Consider the following 6,000-nt stretch of genomic DNA (forward strand, 5'->3'; position numbering starts at 1 on the left):
CTGAAGGGCCGACACTCGACTCCTGGGTGCTGGCAGTGACTCGACGCGAGGAGTCGAGTGTCGCACCTTCGGCGCTCGGGTTCACGGGGGTGGGCCGAGGTGCGCCATATCCCAGGCCGTTGGCCTGGGCTGAGGAGTTTCGGGCCTTTGGCCCTTTAGATTCGGGAGCCGATGTGCACGTAACATCCTTCGATGTAAAGCTTATGCCCGCAGCACGGCCTCGGCCACGCGCATGCCGTCTGCGGCCGCAGAGATGATGCCGCCGGCATAGCCTGCGCCTTCACCGGCGGGGTAGAAGTTGCCGATGCCGGTGCAGACAAGCGTCTCAGGATCACGCGGGATACGCGCGGGGGATGAGCTGCGTGTTTCTGCGGCAGTCAGGACAGCGTCATCGAGTTGATAGCCTGGTAGCTTTTTAGCAATCTGTGGGATCGCCTGCTTCAGCGTGGCGATGACATACTCGGGCAGGCATTCGCGGAGGTCAGTCCACACGACGCCTGGTTCATAGCTGGGCTTCACATCGCCTTGTGAGGTGGAGGCGCGGTTGGAAAGGAGGTCGCCGAGAAGCTGGGCAGGTGCGTGGTAGTTTTCGCCGCCGAGACGATAGGCGGCGCGCTCGATCTGGCGCTGAAACTCGATACCAGCGAGCGGATGATGCTCGCCGTAGTCCTGCGGACGGATGTCCACCATGAAGCCGCTGTTCGCATTCGATTCAGCGCGCGCATAGCTGCTCATGCCATTGGTCACGACCATTCCAGCTTCCGAGTTCGCGGCGACGACGAGCCCGCCGGGGCACATGCAGAAGCTGTAGGCGGCGCGTCCTGTGGGACAATGCGCGACGAACTTGTAAGGTGCTGAGCCGAGCCGTGCATGACCGGCCCATTTGCCGTAGAGCATCTTGTCCACCAGGCTCTGCGGGTGCTCGATGCGGACGCCGATGGAGAAGGGCTTCGCTTCAAAGGGAACTTCACGGCGATGCAGCATCTCAAAGGTATCACGACTGCTGTGACCGATGGCGAAGATGATGGGGGAGCCTTCGATCACGGTGTCATCTCCGAGGATCACGGCGCGCATGATGCCCTTCTCAATGATCACATCCTTCACGCGAGAGCTGAAACGCACCTCGCCACCAAGGGAAATGATCTCCTCGCGAATATGGCGCACGACTTTGATCAGACGATCAGTGCCGATGTGTGGGCGAGCTTTGAGCAAGATGTCTTCAGGTGCACCGGCGGCGACCATCTCGCGCAGCAGCCAGGGGATGCGGTGCTCGCGGTCGCGGATCTGCGTGTAGAGCTTGCCATCGGAGAAAGTGCCTGCGCCACCTTCACCAAACTGAACGTTAGACTCGGGATTGAAATCCCAACCGCGGCGCCAGAAGCCAGTGACGTCACGTGCTCGATCGCCTGCGGCCTTGCCACGTTCGAGGAGGATGGGTTTGCGGCCTGCACGAGCGAGCAGCAGACCGGCGAAGAGACCGCAAGGGCCGCTGCCGACAACGACAGGCCTGCCGGAGGCGATGTGATCCGGACGCGGAGGGCATTCGCGGTAGGTCTCATCGGGGGCGATGCAGATCTGGGTGTCCTCGGCGAGAGCTTTCAGGACCTTGGCCTCGTTTTGCACCTCGGCGAGGAGGGTGAAACTGAAGGCCACGTGCTGGCGGCGGGCATCGATGGCGCGCTGCTTGATGGTGAAGCCTAGCAGATCCTTGTCGGCAATGCCCAGGCCCTTCACCAGCGCCTGACGGAGGTCGGCGTCGGCGTGATCGACAGGAAGAGAGAGCTGGGAGATTTGCAGCATGAAGGGCATTTCTCTCTAGGCCGTGTTTCGGGGCTGGCAAGGGAGGGCTTGAGGGGAAGTGCGGCGCTCGGAGGGTTCTTTGGACTTCGGCGATGAATGAATTGGAGGTTTGTCCTTTGGACTTCAAGAGCGCCGGAGGGCCGGCGCAGTCCAGGACGCTTCGCGACTTCGGCGCGTATGATGTGAACGGGATCTTACCTGAATTCCTGGCCGCCGATGAAGACGCGGCGGACTTCGAGCTTGCGGTTGAGGAGCAGGAGGTCGGCGGATTTGCCTTCGGCGATGCTGCCGGTCTGTTTGGCGATGCCGGTGAGCTCGGCGGGGGTGAGGCTGGCCATGCGGATGACCTCGGGCAGGGTGGCGGAGGTGTCTTTTTTCATCTGCCGGACCATACGGTCCATGCCGACGATGCTGCTGGCGAGGCTGCCATTGGGTGCCCAGCCGACTTTGCCATCGCTTTCGAACCAGGAACCATCGGACTCGGCTCCGAAGCGATATTTGCCGGGAGGTTGATCGAGGGCGCGGTTACAATCCGTGACGAGGCAGAGTTTGCGCGGGCCTTTGAGACGGAAGGCGAAGTCGAGTAGCTCAGGCGCGAGATGGCAACCATCGGCGATGACCTCGGTGCTCATGTCGGCGGTGCCGAGCACGAATTCCAGCATGCTGCCGCGCATGGGGACACCGCAGCGGGCGCGCACGGAGGAGACATTGCTCATGGCGCACCAGAAATGGTCCACATGCCTCATGCCCTTCTTGAAAGCGGCGGCCATCTCGGGCCAGCTTGCGTTGGAATGGCCGCAGGTGATGAGGCAGCGGCGCTTCTTCGACTCTGTATAGAACTCGGCTGCTCCAGGAAGCTCGGCAGCACAGGTGGCGACGCGCACGATGCCAGTATCAAAGTAAGCGCGATACTCTGCGGGTGTGGGGGAGCGGCGGCCTTCGAGCGAATGACAGCCGACCTTGTCCTCGGCGAAAAAGGGACCGTAGAGATGCACTCCAGCGATGCGTGAGCCGTTGGCGATGCTGTGCTCCTTTTGCACCTTGCAGGTGGCATTCAGCATGGCGTGGATCTGCGCGGGAGACCCTGTGGTCGTGGTGGGGAAGATCGTGGTGGTGCCGTGCTTGGCGTGAGCGCGGCAGGAGGTGCGCACGGCTTCGGCGGTGCCATCCATGAAGTCCGCGCCTGCGCCGCCGTGCACGTGGATGTCGATGAAGCCGGGGGAGATGTAGGCGCCGCGACCATCAATGACTTGGGCATCAGCAGGATGCCTCTTGGTGCTGCGCGAGATGGCGGTGATGCGGCCTTTTTCGCAGGTGACCTGCGCGTCTTCGATCAGGCGATCGGGGAGGATGGCGGTGACGTGGGTGAAGATGAGGCGTGGCATGAAATACGAAGGCGGTGTCGGAAAGCCTGGATAGGCAGATCTATATCAAGGCTTCGTTCAACCCGGCTGCGGAATCGGAGTTCCGCGCTCCAGGGCGCTGCCGCGCCGGTGTCCATCCCTTACTCCACGTAGAGGAAGCGATTCGAGCTGTAGAGGATCTGGCAGAGGCTGGCGAGGGCTTCCTGAGGGGGATTGGGGACCACGCCTTTCGCGTGCTGGATGCTGTGATGGTAGTCCTTCAGGGCTTTGGTTTGCGCTTCGACGTAGGCGAGGGAGCGTGTGAGGTCGGCCTCAGTGGCGTGTTTGCCGAAGAGGAGCTGCCAGGCGCGGTCGAGCTGCTGGCGTGGATCGGTGGGGTATTCCTTCACGACGCGGTCGGCGAGGCGACGAGCGTTCTCGAGCACGAAGGTGTCGTTCATCAGCAACAGGGACTGCGGGGCGACGGTGGTCTGCGAGCGCATCTCGCAGTTCGGCGTCATGGTGGGTGCATCGAAGGTATCGAGCACGGTCACGGGTCTGCTGCGGCGCACCTGCACATAGATGGAGCGGCGGAAGTCAGCCTCGCCAGCAGGGTCTACTTTGTTGGCCGTGATGGTGCCTTTGTCGATGCCCGTGACCACGCGGCCTTGGGGGTCGCGACCGATGCCGCTGGGCGGGCCGTAACTGGTGGGGACGAGTACGCCGGTGGCGGCGAGCATGGAGTCACGCAGTGCCTCGGCATCGAGGCGGCGCAGCTTGAAACGGGCGTAGAGCTTGTTCTCAGGATCAGCGCGCAACGAAGGATCATTGACGGAGGACTGACGATAAGCGGCGCTGAGCAGGATGAGGCGATGAAGAGGCTTCAACTTCCAACCACCTTTGACGAATTCGTCAGCGAGGTAGTCGAGAAGCTCCGGATGCGTGGGCAGCTCCCCGAGACGACCGAAGTCGCCGGGTGTGTTGACGATGCCGCGGCCCATGTGGTTTAACCAAAAGCGGTTCACGAGGGTGCGGGCCACCAGAGGGTGCTTGCCGCTGGTGAGCCACTGTGCGTAGGCAAGACGACGGCCGGTGGAACCGCCGATGGTTTTGACAGGCTTGAGGGGTTCGATGTCTGGTTGCGCGATGATGCCAAGTTCGCCAGGTTCCACCACCTGCTTCGGCTGCTCGTGATCGCCGCGATTGAAGAGGTGGGATGGTGGCATGTTCTGCTTCACCTCCGTGATGGCCATCACGAAACCTTCAGGCGGTTTCGTGCCACGCAGGGCCGTGCCTTCAGCCATCTTGGCCAGCACGAGGTCCTGCTTCTTCTTGTCATAGAGATCCAGTGAGTAGGTGGCGAGAGCCGAAGGGTACTTCTTGATCAATGCTTTTTGTTCGGCGGTCTGCTTGTCCTTCGCTGTGGCGCGGGCTTCGCGGAAGGCGGGGCGTTCGGCCTCGGGAAGCTTCAAGATTTCGACCTCGAAGATCTCATCGAGGAACTTTTTGCTCATCGCCTGGGCTTCGCGATTGATGTCGCCCACCTTCTTCTCGATCTCGTTCGCCTTGGCGCGCTCTTCCGGAGTGTAGAGGGAGTAGAGGCGGTTGTTCGGACTGCGCCACCCCTGCCAGAAGTAGGCGGGGTCGAAGATGGCGCGCAGGCGGTAGTAGTCGGCCTGGGTGATGGGATCATAGCGATGATCATGGCACTGCGCGCAGGCGACGGTGAGGCCCATGAGCGACGAGGTCATGACCTTCATCTGCTCGGCGATGGTCTGGTTCGCGGCGAGCTTCTGGTCTTCAGGGCCATCACCTGTGCCATCAGGGGCCAGTTTCATGAAGGCAGTGGCGGTGAGCTGGTCCGTGCGCTTGGGATCCAGCACGGCCTGCTGGTAGCTGGCGTGCGTGACGCCGGCGAGTTCATCGCCCGCGAGCTGTTCCTGGATGAACTCGCTCCAGGGCTTGTCATCGTTCATCGAGCGGATGACGTAGTCACGATAGCGCCAGGCATGAGGGCGCACGGAGTCGGCTTCCGAGAAGCCATTGGAGTCCGCATAACCGACGACGTCTAACCAATGACGTGCCCAGCGTTCGCCGTAGTTTTTGGAAGCGAGGAGACAGTCGACAAGCTGTTCGTAAGCGAGAGGAGATTTGTCAGCGACGAACGCATCGACCTCCTCCGGGGTCGGCAGCAGCCCGGTGAGGTCGAGGGTGACGCGACGGATGAGCGTGCGGCGGTCGGCTTCAGGGGCGAACTTGAGATTCTTCTCGGCCATCTTCGCGAGCACAAAGGCATCCACAGGGGTGCGCATCTGGCTGGCATCGACATTGCGTGGAACAGCAGGACGCTTCACAGGCTGGAAGGCCCAGTAGGCGCGGTCTTCGTCAGAGATCATCGGGCCGGGAGCGAGGGCGAGAGGCTCGGGTTTGGAGGTCTTCGCGCCCTGGGCGATCCATTTTTCGATAATGGCGAGCTGCTCGGCGGTGAGAGGTTTGCCTTCCTCAGGCATGTCGCCGCTGCGGATGACTTCGACGAGCTTGCTCTTCGCGGGATCACCCGGGGTGATGAGGTCGTCCATGAAGCGGCGCAGGCGCAGGTCGACATCCCCCTTGGCCTTTTCCTCCTCGCCGTGGCAGTGCGTACAGTGCGCCTTCACGATGGGGCGCACGTCTTTTTCAAACGTGAGCACGGCATCCGCACCGTGAGAGATCACGGCGAGGGTGCAAAGGAAGGCGGCGGGTGTCAGCTTCATCAAGGGGGGATGAGGATGTACGGAGCTTGGGGCAGGGTTTTTGCGCGAGTACGTTGTTCACGCTTTAGAGCATTTTAAATAATACTATAACCACAAGAGGCAAG

General features: G+C 61.9%; 3 protein-coding genes. All 3 read right to left on the minus strand.

Annotated features, from left to right (window positions below; all coding sequences use genetic code 11):
• Positions 1-201 precede the first annotated feature (201 nt).
• The 3 genes from BGE01nite_RS26255 to BGE01nite_RS26265 all read right to left on the minus strand — a co-directional run bounded on the left by BGE01nite_RS26255 (position 202) and on the right by BGE01nite_RS26265 (position 5,896).
• Positions 202-1,800, minus strand: a complete 1,599-nt coding sequence (locus BGE01nite_RS26255; RefSeq protein ID WP_146855437.1) for an NAD(P)/FAD-dependent oxidoreductase — start codon at positions 1,798-1,800, stop codon at positions 202-204.
• 194 nt (positions 1,801-1,994) lie between these two features.
• Complete coding sequence (gene nagA / locus BGE01nite_RS26260) at positions 1,995-3,185, minus strand: N-acetylglucosamine-6-phosphate deacetylase (protein ID WP_146855439.1); 1,191 nt, start codon at positions 3,183-3,185, stop codon at positions 1,995-1,997.
• Between the two features lie 119 nt (positions 3,186-3,304).
• Positions 3,305-5,896 carry a PSD1 and planctomycete cytochrome C domain-containing protein gene (locus tag BGE01nite_RS26265; protein ID WP_146855441.1) on the minus strand — a complete coding sequence of 864 codons (2,592 nt, stop codon included), beginning with the start codon at positions 5,894-5,896 and terminating at the stop codon, positions 3,305-3,307.
• Positions 5,897-6,000: the final 104 nt, after the last annotated feature.

This window comes from Prosthecobacter gellanilyticus, assembly GCF_007992435.1.
In the GTDB taxonomy this organism is placed as follows: domain Bacteria; phylum Verrucomicrobiota; class Verrucomicrobiia; order Verrucomicrobiales; family Verrucomicrobiaceae; genus Prosthecobacter; species Prosthecobacter gellanilyticus.

Bases quoted from the DNA above. Each gene is read 5' to 3' on its own strand.
- BGE01nite_RS26255 (WP_146855437.1), bottom strand. From the start codon at position 1,800: ATGCTGCAAATCTCCCAGCTCTCTCTTCCTGTCGATCACGCCGACGCC.
- nagA (WP_146855439.1), bottom strand. From the start codon at position 3,185: ATGCCACGCCTCATCTTCACCCACGTCACCGCCATCCTCCCCGATCGC.
- BGE01nite_RS26265 (WP_146855441.1), bottom strand. From the start codon at position 5,896: ATGAAGCTGACACCCGCCGCCTTCCTTTGCACCCTCGCCGTGATCTCT.